This is a genomic window from Oscillospiraceae bacterium NTUH-002-81, assembly GCA_032620915.1.
GTDB lineage: Bacteria > Bacillota > Clostridia > Lachnospirales > Lachnospiraceae > JAGTTR01.
Genome location: CP136052.1, coordinates 604,759 through 624,130 on the forward strand (window position 1 = coordinate 604,759; position 19,372 = coordinate 624,130).

Below are 19,372 nucleotides of genomic sequence, written 5' to 3' on the forward strand. Positions count from 1 at the left end.
ATATGCCAGAGCCATCCGCCGAATCAGCACGATAAGTTAGGTCCAGTTTACTCTTATATTCCGGTGGGCAGATTGCATGCTTGCATGAAAAGCTGTCCATAGGAATATAAGAAGGCAGCACCATTATGAAACAGTATGCTCCAGCAGTTTCTTCCGGAGCCGGATATCATCCCCGAACAGCTTGAGGATCTGGTAGCTGCTGGAGATCCGGGAAAAGATCCGCTCCGAGTACGTGTTGAGAAAATTTTCCGGCGTCAGGTTTGTGGAAATGACCGTGGATTTCCTGCGCATGAGCCGCTCATTGATGAGCAGGAACAGCTGGGAGGAGACGAAGGCGTTCACCATCTCCGTGCCCAGATCATCAATGATGAGCAGGTCACAGTCGAAGACGTGATACCGGAAATCATCGTCCTCTTTTTCACTGGAAAAGCTGTGCCGGGAAAACCGGTCAAACAGCTGCCCGGAGGAAAAATAGAGGACGGAGAAGGAGCGTTCCAGAAGCTCCTTGGCAATGCAGTTGGTCAGAAAGGTCTTGCCGGTGCCGGTGCTCCCGTACAGAAACAGGTTCGGATGTGTCTGGGAGAAATCCTCGATGAACCGGTGGGCTTCCGCCAGTGCAGTCTGGGCCAGACGGCGGGAAGAAAGACCGGTGCCGGGATCGATCATGTCTTCCGGATAGTAGTCTTCCCGGAAATGGGAAAAATTCTCCCGTTCCAGCACCTGCCGCAGGTTGGACTGGTGGTACAGCAGGTCGATCTCCGCCTGCCGGAAACAGTGACATTTCTGACTGCCGATATAACCGGTATCCTGACAATCCGGGCAGATATAGTGCGGTTTCAGATAATCTGCCGGAAAACCGTGCTCGGCCAGAAGGTGATTCCTTTTCTCACAAAGGGTATGAAGCCTGTCGGCGCAGCGTGTGGCCTGTCCGGTCTGGTCGCCCAGCATGAGACGGGCCCGGCTGGCCTGGAGAGAGGAGATCTCTGTCTCCAGATCCGCGAATGCCGGGATCGCGTCATAGACGGCCTGCTGCCGCTCCTTCTGGCGGAAACGGTTGTCCGCCTGCCGTCTGCTGTAAATGCGCATGATCGTATCGTACTGTTCATTCGTCAGAGACACAGATTTGCTCCTCCTTCCTTAATAAGATTTACTTAATGTTCAGCAGCTGCCGCTCCAGGTTGTTGAAATCATAGCTGCGCTGTTCGAAGTTGTTGAACCGGTTGCGCCGGTCGGGCCCCTTGCTGTTGTCTGCTGTCTGGGCGGGCTGGGGCTGATTCTGCCGGTGGGCGGCATCCAGCTTCAGAATATCCGACGGATGGCGGACGCCCTGTCGGTTCCAGCTGGACAGGATCTTGTCCGCATATTCGAAGGACGGCTGGTGGATCTGGGTCACTGTGCGTTCACAGGCCTGAGAGATGATCTCCACCGGGAAACCGTACTCGGACGACCACTTCTTGATGTAAGCCAGCTCGGAAGCCACCGGATTGCGGCCCTTGATGCCGAAGCTTTTCAGCACGGTGAACACGTACTTGTTGTACTGGCTCGTCACCTCCTGGGCCTGCTCCACGGTGGTGATGTGCTCGGCATGCCATGCCAGAGCGACTGTCTCTATGTACCGGATGCTGCGGTTCCCGCGGGAAACACAGTACTCCACCAGATACTCAATGAGCTCCTCGGAAAAATGCAGCTCGTCGTACAGGTACAGGATGGTGTTGATGTGGGTGCTGCCCAGCGTCCGTCCCAGATACTGTTCCACGATGAACAGAAGCTGCCGGATGTTGTCCTGCTGCTGCAGCTCTTCCAGCCGCTGACGGGAGATATCGTGGGAACCTGCCTTCTTCGGTTCCGGCTGCACAAAGGTGACGGCTGAGGGTTCGGCACCATTCTGGCCGGTGGTTGTACCGGCGGAGGCCGTCTGCATGGAGGCCTGCGCCTGTCCGGGAACTGTACCGGTCTGCATAGAACCGTTCACCTGCCCGGCAACCGTTGCTGCGGAAAGTATCTTGCCATCTGTGACAGGTGCCTGCAGCAGGGCGTCTGTGCGTTCCGCAGCAGGCGCAAATGCTGCCTCGGGAGCAGCTGTCTGTACCGGCAGCTCCTTCAGGCAGATGCCGCAGGCAGCGCCGCGGTCATCGGTCTCGATGGACAGAAGCCCTTCCTTCTCCCAGTAGCGCAGTGCCCGGCAGATATCCTTCTCCGTGTTGCTGAACCGGTCGGCCAGCGTGCTCACAGACAGGGCATCCTGCCCGGCGGACAGACACCGGAGCAGATACAGATACAGTTTGACAAATTCGCCGTTGGCAGACGGCATGTAATGATCAATAAAATCATTGGAAACCGAAGTATATCCCCGGTCTCCTTCCCGATACAGACGTATAGCCATATGTTCACCCATCTCTTCTCTTCTAAGTATTCGAATTATAGCACATGTCCCGGGAAAAGAGAATAGGGTTTTTGGCGGCGGCAGACCTGTGGGAAAATGGTGATAAAAATGTGGATAATGTGGAAAATGTGGATAACTCAGACGGGGCAACTGCGGGGCAGGTGCGGAAAAGGGCGAAAAAAGGGGGATCAGGGGAAATAGGGACGAAAATCGGCGAGAAGATTATGTCAACGGATAATCCACAAAAAAATCCACATGCTTTTTCACACATTGTGTTGATAAGCATGTGGATAATGTGGATAACTATTTCTCAACGAGGTTTTCGCCGATATTTACGACGTCTCCGGCACCCATAGTTATCAACAGGTCACCGTGTACACAATTTTTTTTGAGAAAATTTTCTATTTGTTCGAAGGAGGGGAAATAGTAGGCTTCTGCACCTTCTTTTTGCAGTGCCTCCTGCAGCGTCCGGGAGCTGATACCCAGCGTGTCGGTCTCTCTGGCGGCATAGATGTCAGCCAGTACCACCTTGTCGGCCAGCTTTAATGCCCGGGCAAATTCCGGCAGCAGCGCTTTTGTCCGCGTATATGTATGGGGCTGGAATACACACCAGATCGTGCGGTGCGGATAATTCCGGGCAGCGGTGAGGGTAGCGGCGATCTCCGTGGGATGGTGGGCATAGTCATCGATGACAGTGACACCCTGGAAGGTACCCTTGTATTCAAACCGGCGGTCTGTACCCTCGAAGGCCAGCAGACCCTTGCGGATCGTCTCCGCCGGGATGCTTAAGCGGTCACACAGGGCAATGACAGCCAGCGCATTGGACACGTTGTGGATGCCGGGCACCTTCAGGGCACATTGGATACCGGGGGTGCCGTTTTTCACAACGGTGAAGGACGGATGGCCGAAGCCGTCAAAGCTGATATCTGTGGCGGTATACATGGCCTCATGCTCCAGACCGAAGGTGATGACAGAGGCGTTGATGTCTGCAGTGATCTCTTCATAATCCGGGATATCGGTGTTGATGATGACAGAACCGCCGTCCGCCGTCTGGGATGCAAACTGATGGAACGATCTGCGGATATCGTGGATATCCTTGAAGAAGTCCAGATGGTCTTCTTCGATATTTAAGATGATGGAATCCGTCGGATAAAAGTTCAGGAAACTGTTGGTGTACTCACAGGCCTCCGTGACGAACATTTCAGGGCCGCCCACGCGGATGTTGCCGTTGATGGATTTCAGGATGCCGCCCACGGAAACGGTGGGGTCGGTGTCCGCCAGCATGAGGATCTCGGAAAGCATGGAAGTGGTCGTCGTCTTGCCATGGGTGCCGGAAATGGCGATGGAAACTTTGTAGTTGTGCATGAGTTGTCCCAGGAGCTCTGCCCGGGAAAGCATGGGAATGCCCTTTGCCTTACAGGCTGCGAATTCCGGGTTATCCGGGTGGATGGCAGCCGTGTATACAACGGCGTCGATGTCATCGGTGATATTTTCCGCACACTGCCCATACTGCACGGTGCATCCCAGCGACTCCAGATGGGTCGTCAGGGCGGAGCGCTTGGCGTCGGAGCCGGAAATGCGGAAATTTTCCTTGAGCAGAATCTCGGCCAGGCCGCTCATGCTGATGCCGCCGATGCCGATGAAATGGATGTGGATCGGTTTATGGAAATTAATCTGAAACATAAAAATCCTTCCTGTTCTTCATTATTATAATAGGAAACAAGAGCGCTGCTCCTGTTTGTCACTAAGTATATCACACCCGGGCCGAAAACACAAAAACTATATGGGTGAACACCAAATGGATTGTAAAAACTGCAATAAAATCATGTAAAATCAAAATGAAAACTATGCAAAATATAGATAAAGAAAATAAAGCAAAAAGAGAATTTTGAAATAAAATACGACATTATGTAATAAAAAAACAAATAATGAGGCAAAAAAATTGTAAAATATGTTCACTTATCAGAACCAGTATGCTATAATGATAAAAGAACTACAACTACGAGAGGTGATAACGTGATTAGAAAGGAAATGATAGCAATGCTCCTTGCCGGTGGACAAGGCAGCAGACTGGGTGTGCTGACTTCCAAGGTGGCCAAGCCGGCCGTATCCTTCGGAGGAAAGTACCGCATCATCGATTTTCCACTGAGCAACTGCATCAATTCCGGCGTTGATACCGTGGGTGTGCTGACACAGTACCAGCCGCTGCGGCTGAATGCCCATATCGGAATCGGTATTCCGTGGGATCTAGACCGCAATGTGGGCGGCGTTTCTGTTCTGCCCCCTTACGAGAAGAGCAGCAGCAGTGAATGGTATTCCGGCACGGCCAATGCGATTTACCAGAATCTGGAGTATATGCAGAGTTATAATCCCGAATATGTGCTGATCCTGTCCGGCGACCATATTTACAAGATGGACTATGAAGTGATGCTGGACTACCATAAGGCAAGCCACGCGGACGTGACCATTGCGGCCATGCCGGTGCCGATGGAGGAGGCCAGCCGTTTCGGCGTCGTGATCACGGATGAGAACGGCAAGATCCAGGAATTTGAGGAGAAGCCGGAGCATCCGAGGAGCAACCTGGCTTCCATGGGAATCTACATATTCAGCTGGAAGGTGCTCAAAGAAGCGCTGATTGCCAACGCAGAAGTCCCCGGCTGCGATTTCGGCAAGCATGTCATCCCTTATTGCCACGAGAAGGGACAGCGTCTTTTTGCCTATGAATACAATGGCTACTGGAAGGATGTGGGAACCCTCGGCTCCTACTGGGAAGCCAATATGGAACTGATAGATATTATTCCCGAATTCAATCTTTATGAGGAATTCTGGAAGATTTATACAAGAAGTGAGATCATCCCGCCGCAGTACATTGCAGAGGATGCGGTGGTGACCCGCAGTATCATCAGCGAGGGCACGGATGTGTACGGAGAGGTGCACAATTCCGTCATCGGTTCGGGTGTCACCATCGGCAAGGGCAGTGTGATCCGGGATTCTATTATCATGAAGAATACGGTTATTGGCGAGAACTGCGTCATTGACCGGGCCATCATTGCGGAGAACAGCGTGGTGGGCGACGGAGCCGTGCTGGGCGTGGGAGAGGACATCCCGAATAAGAAGAAGCCCAGCGTATACTGCTTCGGCCTGGTGACCATCGGTGACAGTACCGTGATCCCGCCGAATGTGAAGATCGGCAAGAATACGGCCATAGAAGGTGAGACGACGCCGGAGGATTATCCGGGCGGCGTTCTGGACAGCGGAGAGACTTTGATTAAGGCAGGTGGCGTATTATGAGGGCAGTAGGAATCATTTTGGCAGGCGGCAACAACAACAGGATGCGCGAACTGTCCAACAAGCGGGCGATTGCGGCAATGCCCATTGCCGGAAGCTATCGGAGCATTGACTTTGCACTGAGCAACATGACGAATTCCCATATTCAGAAGGTGGCAGTGCTGACCCAGTACAATTCCCGGTCCCTGCATGAGCATTTAAGCTCCTCCAAGTGGTGGGATTTCGGAAGAAAACAGGGCGGCCTGTTCGTATTTACACCGACAGTGACCGCGGATAACAGCTTCTGGTACCGGGGAACGGCGGATGCCATCTGGCAGAACCTGGATTTCCTCAAGAAGAGCCATGAGCCATATGTGGTCATCGTATCCGGTGACTGTGTATACAAGATGGATTACAACAAGGTGCTGGAATACCACATTGCCAAGAAGGCAGATATCACTGTGGTATACAAGCAGCTTCCTCCGGAAGAGGATGCCACAAGATTCGGCATCCTGAAGATGGATGAAGACGGACGGATCCAGGACTTCGATGAGAAGCCCATGATAGCTACCGGTAATGACGTTTCTGCGGGTATTTATGTGATTCGCAGACGTCAGCTCATTGAACTCATTGAACGCAGCGCCGCAGAGTCCCGGTTTGATTTCGTGCGGGATATCCTGATCCGTTACAAGGGATTGAAGCGCATTTACGGATATCGGATGGATTCCTACTGGAGCAACATTTCCACGGTGGAATCTTATTATCAGACAAACATGGACTTCCTGAAGCCGGAAGTGCGGGATTACTTCTTCAAGCAGTATCCCGATGTGTATTCGAAGATCGATGATCTTCCGCCGGCCAAGTACAATCCGGGAGCGCATGTAAAAAACAGCCTGATCTCCAGCGGTTGTATCATCAACGGAACGGTGGAAAACTCCATATTGTTTAAGAAGACATTTGTGGGAAATAACTGCGTCATCCGCAATTCCATTATTCTGAATGATGTATACCTCGGGGATAACACATATATCGAGAACTGTATTGTGGAGAGCAGGGACACCATCCGTGCCAATTCCTGTTACAAGGGAGAGGATGGCGTGCGCATCGTTGTGGAAAAGAACGAGCGTTATATTATCTGACGGCAAATACGTTTTGGGGTAGGGTATATTGCCGGAAAATACCGACAAGGGGGGCATAATTCGAATGCAGATAACAGATGTTAGGGTTCGAAAAGTTGCAAAGGAAGGCAAGATGAAAGCGGTTGTTTCCATTACGCTGGATGACGAGTTTGTAGTGCATGACATTAAAGTGATCGAGGGAGAGAAGGGCCTTTTCATTGCAATGCCGAGCCGTAAGGCGTCTGATGGGGAATACCGGGACATCGCACATCCGATCAATTCGGGTACGCGGGACAAGATCCAGCAGATGATCCTCGGCAAGTATGAGACAGCGCTGACAGAAGTCGAAGAGGAGGAAGCGTAACGGCATCGGTGCATGGATGAACATGTGTGAGAGCACATGCGCAGGTGCACAGGGAAGGTGATGTGCGGGAACGCAGATGGAACGGAACAACAGGCGCAGGGCGATCCTGCGGGCAGTCGGAAAGAGAAGGATCCCGTCATGGACGGGGTCCTTCTTGCGCCTTCCCCCTTTTCAATTTTCCATTTACCTGCTAAAATAGACAGGCGCAGATGCATCCGCAGACGGCGGGAAATGTGTCCGCGCAGGGAAACAGACAATCGTGATGACAAGGAAAGAGGATCATTATGTATATCATTGCGGGCCTGGGCAATCCGGGCGGAAAATATGCCCACACAAGACACAACGTGGGATTTGACACGATCGACCGGCTGGCGGACCGGTACGGCATCCGCCTGGATACGAACAAATTCAAAGGAGAATACGGCATGGGCGTCATCGACGGTCACAAGGTGCTGCTGTTAAAACCCCAGACGTACATGAATTTAAGCGGCGAGTGCATCCGGGACGTGCTCGGCTATTACAAGGCCGATCCCAACGAGGAGCTTATCGTCCTTTTTGACGACATCAGTCTGAACCCGGGGCTCATCCGCATCCGCAAAAAAGGAAGCGCGGGCGGCCACAACGGCATCAAGAATATCATTCTCCACACGGGGACAGAAGGATTTTCCCGGGTGAAGATTGGCGTGGGTGAGAAGCCCAAGGGCTGGGATCTGGCGGACTACGTGCTCAGTACCTTCCCGAAGGAAGACAGGGAGAAGGTGGAAGAAGCCATGGATCACGCGGTGGAGGCTGTGCGGATGATGCTGGACGGCGAGACCGAGGCGGCCATGAACCGGTACAATCGGAAATCCTATGAGGAAAATGAGGCATAAACGGGTCTATACAATCGGAAGTTTTGCAAAATATTGTGTAAGCGGGAGTGCGCGTAAAACAAAAAAGGCAAAGAAATTTGCCAAAGCAGAACATCAATAACGAAAGAAAATGAAATGAGGTGAGAGGCAATGCAGACATTTCTGGCGCCCCTGGGGGAACTGGAAGAGTACCATTCCATCAAAAACGCCTGTGAAAAGGATGCAGGCGTGGTACAGATCGCGGGCTGTATGGATTCCCAGAAAACCCATCTGATCTATGGCCTGAGCCAGGGAAAGAAATACCGGCTCATTCTGGCGGCCAACGAACTGAAAGCCAGAGAAATCTATGAGGATTACCGGTTCTTTGATCCCGGTGTGCTCTATTATCCGGCCAAGGATCTGATCTTTTTCAGCGCGGACGTGCACGGCAATTTTCTGGTAAAGGAGCGGATGCAGGTCATCCGGGCGCTGCTGTCCGGGGAGCCTCTCACCGTGGTGACCAGCATTGACGGCTGCATGGATCATCTGCTGCCCCTGGAGGAGATGCGGGAGGCGGCTCTTCGCATCACCCAGACGAGCCTGGTGGAGCCGGAGGCGCTGAAGCTGCGTCTGGTGAACATGGGCTATGAGCGGTGCGCCCAGGTGGAGGAAGCCGGGCAGTTTGCTGTCCGGGGCGGCATCGTAGACATTTTCCCGCTGACGGAGGAGAGCCCTTACCGGCTGGAATTTTGGGATGATGAAGTGGATTCCATCCGCAGCTTCGACGCCCAGAGCCAGCGCTCCATTGAAAATCTGGACGAGATCACCATTTATCCGGCGTCCGAGGTGCTGTTATCCAAGAGCCGGATCAAAAAGGGCGTCGCTAAGATGAAGCAGGAGGCGGATCGGCAGACCGCCCTGTTTGAAAAAGATGGGAAAATAGAGGAAGCAGGACGCGTCCACCGTCTTGTCCGGGAGCTGACAGAGCAGCTGGATTATCTGGACGGGGCAGCAGGCGTGGATGGCTTTGTGGATTATTTTTATGAAAAAACGGTTTCGTTTCTCGATTATTTTCCTAAAGAAGACACGTGCGTATTTCTGGATGAGCCCAACCGGCTGACGGAGAAGGCCGAGGCGGTGGAGACGGAATTCCGGGAGAGCATGGCGGGACGTCTGGAGAAGGGGTATCTGCTGCCGGGACAGCTGAACCTGCTGTACAGCTATAAGGATGTGGTGATGAAGCTGAATCGTTTCCACTGTACATCTCTGTGTATGATGGAAGCCAAAAGCGGTGATTATAAGGTCAAGGACAGCTTTCATCTGGAGGTGCGTTCCGTCAGCAGCTTCAACAACAGCTTTGAACTGCTGGCCCAGGAGCTGGGCGACTGGAAAAAGAAGGGCTACCGGACGGTGCTGCTGTCCGCCTCCCGTACCCGTGCCAAACGTCTGGCGGAGGATCTGCGGGGCTTCGGCCTGAACAGTTTTTATTCGGAGGACACCGACCGGGTCGTGCAGAAGGGCGAGATCCTGGTACTCCACGGCAGCATCCGGCGGGGGTACGAGTACCCTATGATCCGGTTCGGCGTGCTGTCCGAGAGCGATATTTTTGGAAAAGAGAAGAAAAAGAAGCGGAAAAAGACGGTCTACGAGGGGCAGAAGATCCAGAGCTTCACGGAGCTTTCCGTGGGCGATTATGTGGTGCACGAAAATCACGGCCTGGGTATTTACCGGGGCATCGAGAAAGTGGAAGTGGATCACACCGTCAAGGATTATATCAAGATCGAGTACGCAGCCGGGGGCAACCTGTACATTCTGGCCACCCAGCTGGAAGCGCTGCAGAAATATTCCGGCGCGGAGGGCAAGCGCCCCAAGCTGAACAAGCTGGGCAGCCAGGACTGGAACAAGACCAAGACCCGGGTGCGGGGCGCGGTGCAGGAGATCGCGAAAGATCTGGTGGAGTTGTATGCGGCCCGACAGGCCAGAGAGGGTTTTGTCTATGGGCCGGACACGGTCTGGCAGCGGGAATTTGAGGAAATGTTCCCCTTCGAGGAGACGGAAGATCAGCTGGCGGCCATCGAGGCGGCCAAACGGGACATGGAAAGCCACAAGATCATGGATCGGCTCGTCTGCGGGGACGTGGGTTACGGCAAGACGGAGATCGCCATCCGGGCTGCCTTCAAGGCAGTGCAAGAGGGCAAGCAGGTGGCCTACCTGGTGCCCACCACCATTCTGGCCCAGCAGCATTACAACACCTTCGTGCAGCGGATGAAGGAATTCCCGGTGCGGGTGGATCTTATGTGCCGGTTCCGCACGGCGACGGAGCAGAAGAAGACCATCGCTGATCTGAAAAAAGGACTGGTGGACATTGTCATCGGCACCCACCGGCTGCTGTCCAAGGATGTGGAGTTCAAGGATCTGGGTCTGCTGGTCATCGATGAGGAGCAGCGGTTCGGTGTTGCCCATAAGGAAAAGATCAAGAAATTAAAGGAAAACGTGGATGTGCTGACGCTGACAGCCACGCCCATTCCCCGGACGCTGCACATGAGCCTCATTGGCATCCGGGATATGAGCGTGCTGGAGGAGGCGCCGGTGGACCGTATGCCCATCCAGACCTTTGTCATGGAATACAATGATGAGATCGTGCGGGAGGCCATCAACCGGGAGCTGGCCCGGAAAGGCCAGGTTTTCTATGTATACAACCGGGTCAATTCCATCGTGGAGATGACCAACCGGATCGCGGCGCTGGTGCCCGAGGCCAGTGTGGCCTTTGCCCACGGCCAGATGCGGGAGCAGGAGCTGGAAAAGATCATGGTGGATTTTATCAACGGCGACATTGACGTGCTGGTGTCCACCACCATCATCGAGACGGGGTTGGACATTGCCAATGTCAACACCATGATCATTCACGACGCGGATCAGCTGGGGTTGTCTCAGCTCTATCAGCTCCGGGGCCGGGTGGGCCGCTCCAACCGCACGGCCTATGCCTTCCTTATGTATAAGCGGGATAAGATGCTAAAAGAAGTGGCGGAGAAGCGGCTTCATGCCATCCGGGAATTCACGGAGCTGGGCAGCGGCTTCAAGATCGCCATGCGGGATCTGGAGATCAGGGGCGCGGGCAATTTGCTGGGAGCCCAGCAGTCCGGCCACATGGAGGCTGTCGGCTATGATCTGTACTGCAAGATGCTCAACGAGGCGGTGAAGAGCCTGAAAGGACTGCCCGTCCGGGAAAGCTACGATACCACCATCGACGTGGACATCGATGCCTACATTCCCGACAAATACATCCGCAACGAATACCAGAAGCTGGATATTTACAAGCGGATCGCGGGCATTGAAAACCATGAGGAATACGAGGATATGCTGGAGGAGCTGCTGGATCGGTTCGGCGAACCGCCTAGATCTGTGCTGAACCTGCTGGAGATTGCCTCTGTGAAGGCCCTGGCCCACAGTGCCTACGTCACCGAGGTTTCGGAAAAAGCAGACTTCATCCGGTTTACGCTCTATGAAAAAGCGGCCATCAATCCGGCGGGCATCCCGGGGCTGGTGGAGGAATGGAAGGGACTGCTGAAATTCACCGTGGACACCCGGCCGTATTTCCTCTATCAGCGAAAGAAAAACAACCGTCAGGCCAAAGAGGACACCATGGAGATCGTGAAGAAAGTGCTGCTGGGGATCAAAGCGCTGGTGGATGAAAAGGCCTGATGCTCTCGGCTGTCTGATGAATATCCGGGTAAACTGGTGAAAAAAGGCGTTGATTGCTGTGTGGAAAACAGCTATAATAAAATTTATGATAAAAACGGGAGGACATATAGAAATATGAAAAATAGAAAATTGACAGGTATCATCGCCGGTGTGATGCTGGCGGCTATGGTCATGACCGGATGCAGCGGCAAGGGGCTGGATGGCAGCGCCACAGTGGCAACGGTGGGCGACGAGACGATTTCTCTGGGCGTAGCCAATTTCCTTGCCAAGGTACAGCAGTCCCAGATGGAGACCTACTATAAATCCTACTTTGGGGATTCCATGTGGAGCATGGACATCGGCGGCATGACCTACGAGGAATCCGTGAAAAATTCCGTGATGGATACGCTGAAAGAGTATTACATCGTGCGGGATCACGCAGCAGACTACGGCGTTACTTTGAGTGATGAGGACGAGCAGAAGATCGCCGATACAGCAGCAGCCTTCATGGCAGATAACTCCGCGCTGACCATCAAGCAGATGACCGCTTCTGAGGATGTGGTAAAGGAGCTTCTGGAGCTGGCTACCATTCGGACAAGAGTGTACAATGCGGTTATCGCAGAGGCAGACACCAACGTGTCTGATGAGGAAGCTGCCCAGAAGAAGGCAGAGTACTTCTACATTTCCGTGGCAGATTACACCAACGATGACGGCGAGACCGTTTCCTATACCGATGAGGAGAAGGCCGAGAAGAAGCAGCAGGCCCAGGATATCCTGGATCAGGCAAAAGAGAGCGGCAATTTTGAGGAAGCCATTACCGCCCAGGATCTGACCATGTCTACCACTACTTTTGGCGGGGATGCCACCACAGCTCTTCCGGATGCGGTGAAGGAAGCCGCAGATGCGCTGGCAGAGGGCGAGTACACCGATGTCATCGAGGCCAACAACAGCTACTATGTGGCACACCTCATCAGCGAGTTTGACCAGGAAGCAACCGACAGCCGCAAGGCAGAGATCGTTTCCAAGCGCCAGACTGAGCATTATGATGAGACATACGAAAACTGGTCAGTGGATGTGAACTTCTCCGTCAACGAGAAGGTATGGAAGAAGGTTACCTTCGATGCACCGCTCACCATCACTACCAACCAGACCGTTGATCTGAGCACCGAGCAGACAACCGATGGAAGCGACGAGGCAAAGGCAGCGGACGAGACGACGGCTGGTGATGAGAGCACAGACAGCACGGATGCAGAAGCAGCGGACACGACAGACGGCGCAGCGGCTGAAAATGCAGATACTGGCGCGGATGCAGAAAACGCAGCCGAGACGGGAGCAGATGCCGGAGCAGCGGACAGCGCAGCTGCCGCCGATGAGACCGCAGCCGACAATGCAGATAACGCAGAAGCAGAGTAAATACAGAAACAGAGATAACATGGGGCCGATCACGATTGTGGTCGGCCTTTTCAAGTAAAATTATTTTATTCGGTTGGAACTGACTCGGTCACGACCGAATAAAAATTGACATTTGCGCGCATGCTTATTATACTATGTATATCAATTCTTATCATTTCTTCAGTTTGGAGGATGCTATGTATGTTTTATGGAAGAGAAAATGAGATAAAAAAGCTGTGTGCAATGTTTCGTGCAGACGGGCAGAGGATATCCCTGATTTATGGAAGACGCCGGATTGGAAAAAGTGAGCTGATCAAACAGGTATTAAAAGAAACCGATTGTAAAAGTATTTATTATGAATGCAAGCAGACTACAGAACAGAATAATACAGAAAGTTTGGCGGAGTTGATCGGGGAGACATTTGATTACCCCAAGCCTACATTTGAAAACATGGAGGCTTTGTTACGATTTTTATTCCAAAAATCAGAAAAAGAACCGTTGATTCTCGTTTTAGATGAGTATCCATATTTGCGGGAAAATACAAAGGGACTTGACAGCGTTTTGCAATCTGTTATTGATCATTACAAAGACACTTCTCATATGAAGCTGATCGTCTGTGGTTCCTATGTGGATACGATGAAGGCGCTTCTGGAAAAACAGAATCCGCTGTATGGAAGAATTGATCTTACGCTGAATCTGAAACCGATGGACTATTTTGAATCCGCATTGTTCTACCCTGCATTTTCAGAAGAAGATAAAGTAAGACTGTTCAGCGTGTTCGGCGGCATTCCTTATTATAATCGCTTGATCGATGCCAAGAAAAGTGTGCGGGAAAATATCATAGACCTGATCGCGTCGCCTGGGGCGCGTCTGGAAAATGAGGTATCTATGTATCTGAATGCAGAGATTTCCAAAATTACAAATGCAAATGAAGTTTTTGAAGCCCTCGCAAAAGGATTTTCCAGATATAAGGACATTCTGGATCAGTCCAATGTCTCCAGCGGGCCTGCATTGATTGATGTTCTTGATAAGCTGATGCGCATGGATGTTGTTGCAAAAGAGGCGCCCATTAACGATGAAAACAATAAGAAAAAATCAGGATATTTTATTTCAGACAATCTGTCCCTGTTTTATTACAAGTATATTTTCAGAAATATGTCGAGAATGAATATTATGGACGCAGACGTTTTTTATGACAGATATATCGCAGATGATTTTGAAACAAAGCATGTTCCGAGAATATTCGAACGGATTTGTAAGCAATATCTGATCAGAAGAAACCGAAAAGGCTTGATGGACGAGATTTTTGAAAAAATCGGAAAATACTATTACGATGATCCGGTTGAGAAAAAGAATGGAGAATTTGATATTGTAACACAGGATGACAAAGGATACATTTTTTATGAAGCAAAATTCAGAAAAGAGCCTGTAACAGAGAGCAGTGTGCAAAATGAAATTCGTCAGGTAAAGCAAACTGGTCTGGAATGCTATAGATACGGCTTTTTTTCAAGGGCAGGGTTTACCTGTGAGGAAGGAAATGACCGGATATTGATTCCATTAAGTGAGCTGTATCAATAAAGATCTGATGATAGCCGATGCCCTGTTAAAAACAGAGCGAAAATTTGGGACTCTCGGTCTCATTTTCTGTTGCTGTCGGGTTTTGAAGGTGTTATAATAAATGACACAAGAGAAACCATAGACCGGAAAAGTGCGACGAGGGGGAAAACAATGAAGAAACGGATATGCAGTTTGGTGTCTGTCCTGTGCCTGATGTCAGCCATGCTTCCCATGACTGCATTTGCAGAAGCCAGCACCACCGCAGAAGAGATGACAGAAGAGGCGCTGGAGGCTGCGCCTGCAGAGGACGACATTGCGGAAATGCAGATGGAAGAGAAACTGGCAGCTGTGCCTGCAGCGGACGACATGGAGGATGCGAAGACGGAAGAGGCGCTGGAGGCTGCGCCTGCAGCGGATGACATCGCGGAAATGACGGCAGAAGAGGGAATGATCGCCGCATTTGCAGCGGATGGCATTGCGGAAGTGACGACGAAAAAGGAAATGCAGACGGCACTTGCAGATGACAGCGTGACAGAGATTCATGTCATTCAGGATATGGCATTTACGGATTCGATAGACAGCAGTAAGGTGATCGAGGTTGAACCGGATGTAACCTTAACGGTGGGGGGTATCAAACGACCGTATCCGGTACGATTGTAAATAATGGTACGATCAGAGTGACCAGCAGCGGTAAATGCACCTGGAAGGCGGCGACCAGCGGAAGCGGAAAGCTTGTGGCGGCGAATGTCAAGTGGGGAGAGTACCAGACTTATGTGGATTATGGATGCGTGCCGGAATCCATGATGGAAAATTGCCAGATTAATATTGTGAAGGATCTTTCGGTCCGGCCGACAGTCAGCCTGCCGGAGAATATGCAGGTCGGGGACACGATCACACCGACCGTCACGAATCTGATCGATGGTGTGGACATTGCGAAAGTGTTCAAATACACATGGAAGAATGGAAACAGCAGCCAGGTTTATAATGGCGCAGCGACTCCCACGCTGACAGCGAAGGGAACATTGAAGCTGAACCTTGCGGCGGAGAAACCATATGTCATGTGTTCTTCTTCGGGATCTTATGGAAGCATCGATGCATCGGGAACAGTTGCGGCAAAGCTGCTTGATGTGGTGTATGTGGATGCGTCGAATGGCAAGGATTCGAATATGGGTGACAGCACGGCGGCTGCAGTAAAAACCCTTGGAGCAGCAGCTGATAAAATGAAAGATGGCGGAACCATCGTGCTTTGCGGAGATTATTCCGGTTCCATGACATACATAGAAAAGAATGTGACGATCAGAAGCACCGGGGAGAATCCGGTGAAACTGGCGCTGTCAGATTTCAGTGGCCTGATGATCGCCGCAGGCGTGAACGTGACCCTGGATCATATTGATCTGGCAGGAACTACCGTATCTGCTTACGGAAGCGGAACAGACAGGACGATGGTATTCCATCATTGTACAGGAGAGACGACGCTTACCAATGGGAATGCGCAGTTTGGCTCTGTGACACTGAGTAACAGCAATCTGTCCGGTTATCTCTATGCGGCAGACAGCCTGACAATGCATGCTTCGACTTTTTCCGGGCAGTTTGTGACAGACAATTTTGTGGCGACAGGCAGCAATCAGATCGTCTCAAAGAAGAATGCACCGGTCAGAATAAACGGAACGATCACAACAGAATCACCGGTAACGATCGCACCGGCAGTGCTGGAGCGGGGAGAAAAGCTGGTAGAGGTGGCAAAAGATTCTGCGGTTGATACAGCGGATCATTTTGCGCTTACAGATGATCAGAATGGGAAGTATGTGCTCAAATGCAGAATCCGTTATAATGGTACCTATATTGGACTGTCGGAGCGTGTGGAAACGCAGGATGGCAGATTTGCGGTTTCTGATGAACCGGTGATCGGGCAGGAAGTGAAAGATCCTGCGGTAAACTTCAACCGCCCGGAATTTGGGTCAGCAGCCATATCGCTTAAGAGCGCCGTATGGAGCGGTTATACAGATGTGGATGGGAAAACGTGGAGCCTGGGGGATATCCCGGAACTGACGATCACACTGAGTACAGATGTATATGATAATCCATTTTCTCATTTTGATGATACGTTTGATGCCGCCAAACTGAAAATATGCACCTGGGCAGATACGGATGAAATGTCCCGTTTTGATGACGAACTGGTGAATGCGGCGGCAGTGTGCCTTGTGAAAGAGGGACAGGGGGTCAGTGATGATGGCCGGACGTTTACCTTTACGGTAAGATATCCGGAAGTCACCAGACTGTCGCAGCAGATCGCGGTAGATACCGTGGAGCGGACGGCAAATTGCGGGGATGTGCTGGAGGCAAGAGAAGCAGCTGCGCAGAGTAAGATCCCCTATGAGAGCAGTGACCCGGAGGTTGCGTCCGTGGATGCACAGACCGGAAAGATCACGGTGCATAAGGCCGGTAGGGTAATGATCACCCTTCGGGCAGAACAGACAGATGTATACGAAGCAGCAGAGACAAAGTATCCGCTCATCGTAACACATGCGTTTTCTTCTGAATGGAAACATGATGATAAAGAGCATTGGAAGGAATGTGCGTGTGGAGAAAAGGGTGAAGTGGGCTCCCATTCTGGCGGGAAAGCAGATACCGCCCATAAAGCGGACTGTGCGATCTGTGGCACCGCGTATGGAGAGATAGCGAAAGCGGATGATACGCAGTCAACAGGCCATACGGATAATAGCGGAACCCGGCAGCAGGATAATGGCAATCAGAGAGCGGTGGCGACCGGAGATGACCAGCCTGTGATGATGTGGGCAATGTTGCTTCTGATCAGTGGGCTGGCTGTGGCAGCAGGAATGCGGAAAAGAAAAAACAGAGGATAGGAGCATAACCCGGACAGGTTTCAGAAACGATACAGCAAAAAGCAGTCGGAAAATTGACTGCTTTTTTGCTGCATCGGCGTGAATCTGGTATGGGGCAAAAAACGGAATGTTGCCAACATGCTCCCGGCGGTGCATTCTGCTCGATGGATCGATACGCTTCTGCTGTTTACGCAGCATTATTTTCTGTGCTATAATCATTTCAATAAGTTCGTGTAACACGCATCGAACCCGAAGAACCGGACGGCACAGAACCGGCCGAAGCATGGGGCAGAACAATGAAGAAGATTAAACTGACAGAAAGTGATAAAACGGGGCTGCTGGCTGCGCTGGCGGTCTGTCTGATCGGCATACTGGTGGCGGTGGTCATTGTGGTGGGTGTCGATATCTATCGCAAGCATACCTACACCTGCGCAATCCCGCCGGACGGGTACCGCATCATCGACATGAAACGAGAGACACATACGTCTTATTCCGTCAATGGAGACAACACCGAGGAGGTCTATATCCTTTCGGTCGAATACGAAGTGGACGGGAACAGCTACACAGATACGATACAAATTCTTGCCGGGACCAACTTTGCAGCTGAACTGCACGGCAGGTACATCGCTGACGATGCGCCGGAACAGGTGCTGGGCGATATTTTCTATTCTGCCAGGGATCCTTCCCATATCGGACGGTATGGGGATGATTCGATTTTTGTGGAATAAGGGTGGAAAACAGGCGATGGCTGCGATTTCTGAAATTGTGAGGGTAAGAAGATGAATGATCAGTGGGTCGAATTTGCAATCCGGATCCAGAGTATTGCGCAGGCGGGGCTTCAGTACGGAAAAGACCAGTCCGTGGCATCCAATGCGGAAAAGAAAGGAAGAAAACATCATGAATATTACCTATGCAGAGGCAAAAGATATCGCCGCCATCGCTGCGGTGGAGGCAGCGTGCTTCCCACCTGCGGAAGCGGCAACGGAAAAGGAATTTGTGGAAAGAGTCACATATTACGGCAGCCATTTTTGGCTGCTTTATAAAGAGGGAAAGCTGATCGCGTTTGTGGACGGATTTGTGACGGACGAGCCGGATCTGACGGATGAAATGTATGCCCATGCGTCGATGCACAACGAAAATGGCGCATGGCAGATGATCTTTGGGGTCAATACCCTGCCGGACTATCGCCGACACGGATATGCCGGGGAACTGCTCCGCCGTGCCATCGCCGATGCGAAGCAGCAGGGACGAAAGGGACTTGTGCTGACCTGCAAGGAAAGGCTTCTTCCTTATTATGCCAAATTTGGTTTTGTTGACGAAGGGGTGACGGATAAATCCACCCACGGAAATGTCCAGTGGCATCAGATGCGGCTGACCTTCTGATAAGAATTTCCGATAAATAAAAGTGCAGAAATGTATGTAATATTCCCATACATCTCTGCACTTTCTTTGTAAATGGGGGATGCTTTTATGACAGCAGGGAAGCGATGACCTCGTTTACCAGCTTGCCGTCTGCCTTGCCTTTGACCCTGGGCATAAGCTCTTTCATGATCTTGCCCTTGTCCTTGGCGGTGGGCGTCTCGATGCCGAGTCCTGCCAGCACCTCAGCGGCAACGGCGCGGATCTCTGCCTCGTCCATCATGTGAGGAGCGAACTCCTGGAGCACGGCGATGCGGCTCTTGCACTCTTCGATAATGTCGGTACGATCCGGCGGGGTCAGTTCCAGCGTCTCCTGGGTCTGCTTGATCTCTTTTAAGATGACCTGGTTCTCTTCCTCTTCGGTCAGATCTGCGCGCTTATCGATGGCCTTGTTTTTCAGAGCGGATAAAAGCGCGGAAAGGGAATCCTTACGGTCTTTGTCTCTTGCCTTCATGGCAGCAACCATGGCACTTCTTACTTCATCAATTTTGCTCATTGTTCATTCCTCCTGTTGAAAT

General features: G+C 51.7%; 16 protein-coding genes. 12 read left to right on the forward strand and 4 right to left on the reverse strand.

Annotation, left to right across the window (positions count from 1 at the left end):
• Positions 1-123 precede the first annotated feature (123 nt).
• The 3 genes from RJD28_02885 to murC all read right to left on the reverse strand — a co-directional run bounded on the left by RJD28_02885 (position 124) and on the right by murC (position 4,066).
• Positions 124-1,119: an ATP-binding protein gene (locus RJD28_02885; protein WNV58499.1), complete on the reverse strand. Its 996-nt coding sequence runs from the start codon at positions 1,117-1,119 to the stop codon at positions 124-126.
• Between the two features lie 28 nt (positions 1,120-1,147).
• Positions 1,148-2,383: a DnaD domain protein gene (locus tag RJD28_02890; GenBank protein ID WNV58500.1), complete on the reverse strand. Its 1,236-nt coding sequence runs from the start codon at positions 2,381-2,383 to the stop codon at positions 1,148-1,150.
• Positions 2,384-2,686: 303 nt separating this feature from the next.
• Positions 2,687-4,066 (reverse strand): UDP-N-acetylmuramate--L-alanine ligase, encoded by a 1,380-nt coding sequence (murC, locus tag RJD28_02895; protein WNV58501.1) that lies wholly within the window; start codon positions 4,064-4,066, stop codon positions 2,687-2,689.
• 333 nt (positions 4,067-4,399) lie between these two features.
• Here murC and RJD28_02900 point away from each other — a divergent pair, with 333 nt between their 5' ends.
• The 12 genes from RJD28_02900 to RJD28_02955 all read left to right on the forward strand — a co-directional run bounded on the left by RJD28_02900 (position 4,400) and on the right by RJD28_02955 (position 18,818).
• On the forward strand, positions 4,400-5,674 hold the full coding sequence (locus tag RJD28_02900; GenBank protein ID WNV58502.1) for a glucose-1-phosphate adenylyltransferase: 1,275 nt from the start codon (positions 4,400-4,402) through the stop codon (positions 5,672-5,674).
• Positions 5,671-6,789, forward strand: a complete 1,119-nt coding sequence (glgD, locus tag RJD28_02905) for a glucose-1-phosphate adenylyltransferase subunit GlgD (GenBank protein WNV58503.1) — start codon at positions 5,671-5,673, stop codon at positions 6,787-6,789. The genes RJD28_02900 and glgD overlap by 4 nt, the downstream gene beginning before the upstream one ends.
• A 64-nt stretch (positions 6,790-6,853) precedes the next feature.
• Positions 6,854-7,132 (forward strand): septation regulator SpoVG, encoded by a 279-nt coding sequence (gene spoVG, locus RJD28_02910; protein WNV58504.1) that lies wholly within the window; start codon positions 6,854-6,856, stop codon positions 7,130-7,132.
• 284 nt (positions 7,133-7,416) lie between these two features.
• Positions 7,417-8,004 carry an aminoacyl-tRNA hydrolase gene (pth, locus tag RJD28_02915; GenBank protein ID WNV58505.1) on the forward strand — a complete coding sequence of 196 codons (588 nt, stop codon included), beginning with the start codon at positions 7,417-7,419 and terminating at the stop codon, positions 8,002-8,004.
• Between the two features lie 129 nt (positions 8,005-8,133).
• Positions 8,134-11,664, forward strand: a complete 3,531-nt coding sequence (mfd, locus tag RJD28_02920) for a transcription-repair coupling factor (protein WNV58506.1) — start codon at positions 8,134-8,136, stop codon at positions 11,662-11,664.
• Between the two features lie 114 nt (positions 11,665-11,778).
• Positions 11,779-13,056 (forward strand): peptidyl-prolyl cis-trans isomerase, encoded by a 1,278-nt coding sequence (locus RJD28_02925; protein WNV58507.1) that lies wholly within the window; start codon positions 11,779-11,781, stop codon positions 13,054-13,056.
• Positions 13,057-13,236: 180 nt separating this feature from the next.
• Complete coding sequence (locus RJD28_02930) at positions 13,237-14,613, forward strand: ATP-binding protein (protein WNV58508.1); 1,377 nt, start codon at positions 13,237-13,239, stop codon at positions 14,611-14,613.
• Positions 14,614-14,763: 150 nt separating this feature from the next.
• On the forward strand, positions 14,764-15,252 hold the full coding sequence (locus tag RJD28_02935) for a hypothetical protein (GenBank protein WNV58509.1): 489 nt from the start codon (positions 14,764-14,766) through the stop codon (positions 15,250-15,252).
• A 17-nt stretch (positions 15,253-15,269) separates the two neighbouring features.
• Positions 15,270-17,456: an Ig-like domain-containing protein gene (locus tag RJD28_02940; GenBank protein WNV58510.1), complete on the forward strand. Its 2,187-nt coding sequence runs from the start codon at positions 15,270-15,272 to the stop codon at positions 17,454-17,456.
• A gap of 275 nt (positions 17,457-17,731) precedes the next feature.
• Positions 17,732-18,163, forward strand: a complete 432-nt coding sequence (locus RJD28_02945) for a hypothetical protein (GenBank protein ID WNV58511.1) — start codon at positions 17,732-17,734, stop codon at positions 18,161-18,163.
• A 51-nt stretch (positions 18,164-18,214) separates the two neighbouring features.
• On the forward strand, positions 18,215-18,478 hold the full coding sequence (locus tag RJD28_02950; GenBank protein WNV58512.1) for an NUDIX hydrolase N-terminal domain-containing protein: 264 nt from the start codon (positions 18,215-18,217) through the stop codon (positions 18,476-18,478).
• The gene (locus RJD28_02955) at positions 18,381-18,818 is read left to right on the forward strand and encodes a GNAT family N-acetyltransferase (GenBank protein ID WNV59546.1); all 438 of its coding nucleotides are present in this window, start codon (positions 18,381-18,383) and stop codon (positions 18,816-18,818) included. The genes RJD28_02950 and RJD28_02955 overlap by 98 nt, the downstream gene beginning before the upstream one ends.
• Before the next feature lie 85 nt (positions 18,819-18,903).
• On the opposite strand, the gene RJD28_02960 is transcribed toward RJD28_02955, so the two are convergent.
• Positions 18,904-19,350 carry a GatB/YqeY domain-containing protein gene (locus RJD28_02960; GenBank protein WNV58513.1) on the reverse strand — a complete coding sequence of 149 codons (447 nt, stop codon included), beginning with the start codon at positions 19,348-19,350 and terminating at the stop codon, positions 18,904-18,906.
• Between the last annotated feature and the right edge of the window lie 22 nt (positions 19,351-19,372).